The 3,164-nt window shown below is 54.7% G+C and carries 2 rRNA genes (1 of these 2 cut by a window edge); both read right to left on the bottom strand.

Annotation, left to right across the window (positions count from 1 at the left end):
• Positions 1–95: 95 nt before the first annotated feature.
• A 5S ribosomal RNA gene (gene rrf / locus FKV25_RS13165) occupies positions 96–210 on the bottom strand.
• A 107-nt stretch (positions 211–317) separates the two neighbouring features.
• Positions 318–3,164 (bottom strand): 23S ribosomal RNA (locus tag FKV25_RS13160) (it continues 32 nt past the right edge of the window).

The raw sequence follows: 3,164 nt of genomic DNA, 5'->3' as shown, positions 1-3,164 counted from the left end.
GGCGACCGATGACCCATCACCCATCACGAATGACCCATCACGGCTCCAAAAAGAAGAAGGCCGGTCCCTTTCGGGGACCGGCCTTCGGTGTAAATGTTCAGCGATGTCCTACTCTCGCATGGCTTAGGCCACACTACCATCGGCGCAGCTGCGTTTCACTTCCGAGTTCGGAATGGGATCGGGTGGTACCACAGCGCTATGTTCGCTGAACAAGCTTGTGAAGCAGCGCGTTTACGCGCCAGCTTGCAAGGGTCGGGAAGTAGCGAAGAGCCGAATGTCGTCGACGTATCGTCGAGTCCAAGGCCACTTGAGGTTATATGGTCAAGCCACACGGATCATTAGTACTGGTTAGCTCAATGCATTGCTGCACTTACACACCCAGCCTATCAACCACCTGGTCTTGATGGTTCCTTCAGGGGAGTCAAGCTCCCGGGAGATCTCATCTTGAGGCGCGCTTCCCGCTTAGATGCTTTCAGCGGTTATCGCTTCCGAACATAGCTACCCGGCAGTGCCACTGGCGTGACAACCGGAACACCAGAGGTTCGTCCACTCCGGTCCTCTCGTACTAGGAGCAGCCCCTCTCAAATCTCCAACGCCCATGGCAGATAGGGACCGAACTGTCTCACGACGTTCTGAACCCAGCTCGCGTACCACTTTAAATGGCGAACAGCCATACCCTTGGGACCGACTACAGCCCCAGGATGTGATGAGCCGACATCGAGGTGCCAAACACCGCCGTCGATATGAACTCTTGGGCGGTATCAGCCTGTTATCCCCGGAGTACCTTTTATCCGTTGAGCGATGGCCCTTCCATACAGAACCACCGGATCACTAAGACCTACTTTCGTACCTGCTTGATCCGTCGATCTCGCAGTCAAGCACGCTTATGCCTTTGCACACAGTGCGCGATGTCCGACCGCGCTGAGCGTACCTTCGTGCTCCTCCGTTACTCTTTGGGAGGAGACCGCCCCAGTCAAACTACCCACCATACACGGTCCCCGACCCGGATTACGGGCCCAGGTTAGAACGTCAAGCACGACAGGGTGGTATTTCAAGGATGGCTCCACCAGAACTGGCGTCCTGGTTTCAAAGCCTCCCACCTATCCTACACAGACGAACTCAACGTTCAGTGTAAAGCTATAGTAAAGGTTCACGGGGTCTTTCCGTCTTGCCACGGGAACGCTGCATCTTCACAGCGATTTCAATTTCACTGAGTCTCGGGTGGAGACAGCGCCGCTGTCGTTACGCCATTCGTGCAGGTCGGAACTTACCCGACAAGGAATTTCGCTACCTTAGGACCGTTATAGTTACGGCCGCCGTTTACCGGGGCTTCGATCAAGAGCTTCGCCTTGCGGCTGACCCCATCAATTAACCTTCCGGCACCGGGCAGGCGTCACACCCTATACGTCCACTTTCGTGTTTGCAGAGTGCTGTGTTTTTGATAAACAGTCGCAGCGGCCTGGTCACTGCGACCCCCGCCAGCTATAGCTCGCACGAGCCACCAGCAGGGGTGCACCTTCTCCCGAAGTTACGGTGCCATGTTGCCTAGTTCCTTCACCCGAGTTCTCTCAAGCGCCTGAGAATTCTCATCCTGCCCACCTGTGTCGGTTTACGGTACGGTCTGCGTAAGCTGAAGCTTAGGAGCTTTTCCTGGAAGCGTGGCATCAATCACTTCGCTCTAATGAGCTCGTCTCGGTGCTCGGTGTTAAAGGAACCCGGATTTGCCTAAGTTCCACACCTACCGCCTTTCCCCGGGACAACCAACGCCCGGTAGACCTAGCCTTCTCCGTCCCTCCATCGCACTTACGCGAGGTGCTGGAATATTAACCAGCTTCCCATCGACTACGCATTTCTGCCTCGCCTTAGGGGCCGACTCACCCTGCGCCGATTAACGTTGCGCAAGGAAACCTTGGGCTTTCGGCGTGCGGGCTTTTCACCCGCATTATCGTTACTCATGTCAGCATTCGCACTTCCGATACCTCCAGCAGACCTCTCGATCTGCCTTCGCAGGCTTACGGAACGCTCCTCTACCGCGCATACAAAGTATGCACCCCAAGCTTCGGTTCAGTGCTTTAGCCCCGTTAAATCTTCCCCGCAGACCGACTCGACCAGTGAGCTATTACGCTTTCTTTAAAGGGTGGCTGCTTCTAAGCCAACCTCCTGGCTGTCTGTGCCTTTCCACATGGTTTTCCACTTAGCACTGAATTTGGGACCTTAGCTGTGGGTCTGGGTTGTTTCCCTTTTCACGACGGACGTTAGCACCCGCCGTGTGTCTCCCATGCAGTCTGTCTTGGTATTCGGAGTTTGCCATGGTTTGGTAAGTCGCAATGACCCCCTAGCCATAACAGTGCTCTACCCCCAAGAAGATTCACATGAGGCGCTACCTAAATAGCTTTCGAGGAGAACCAGCTATCTCCGGGTTCGATTAGCTTTTCACTCCTAATCACACCTCATCCCCTACCTTTGCAACGGGAGTGGGTTCGGGCCTCCAGTTGATGTTACTCAACCTTCACCCTGGGCATGACTAGATCACCCGGTTTCGGGTCTACTGCCCGCGACTATGCGCCCTTATCAGACTCGGTTTCCCTTCGCCTCCCCTATACGGTTAAGCTTGCCACGAACAGTAAGTCGCTGACCCATTATACAAAAGGTACGCAGTCACCCCGAAGGGCTCCTACTGCTTGTACGCACACGGTTTCAGGGTCTATTTCACTCCCTTCACCAGGGTTCTTTTCGCCTTTCCCTCACGGTACTGGTTCACTATCGGTCGGTCAGGAGTATTTAGCCTTGGAGGATGGTCCCCCCATGTTCAGACAGGGTTTCTCGTGCCCCGCCCTACTCGATTTCATCGAATGTGCCCTTTCGCATACAGGGCTATCACCTTTTATAGCCGGACTTTCCAGACCGTTTTGCTAGAACACAATCGACTTAAGGGCTGTTCCCCGTTCGCTCGTCACTACTCAGGGAATCTCGGTTGATTTCTTTTCCTCCGGGTACTTAGATATTTCAGTTCTCCGGGTTCGCTTCGTACAGCTATGTATTCACTGCACGATACCTCTTGCGAGGTGGGTTTCCCCATTCGGACATCGCGGGATCAATGCTTGTTGCCAGCTCCCCCACGCTTTTCGCAGGCTGCCACGTCCTTCATCGCCTCTGACCGCCAA

It is taken from the genome of Marilutibacter aestuarii (assembly GCF_006546775.1).
GTDB classification, from domain to species: domain Bacteria; phylum Pseudomonadota; class Gammaproteobacteria; order Xanthomonadales; family Xanthomonadaceae; genus Marilutibacter; species Marilutibacter aestuarii.
This window is presented reverse-complemented; position numbering and strand designations above follow the sequence as displayed.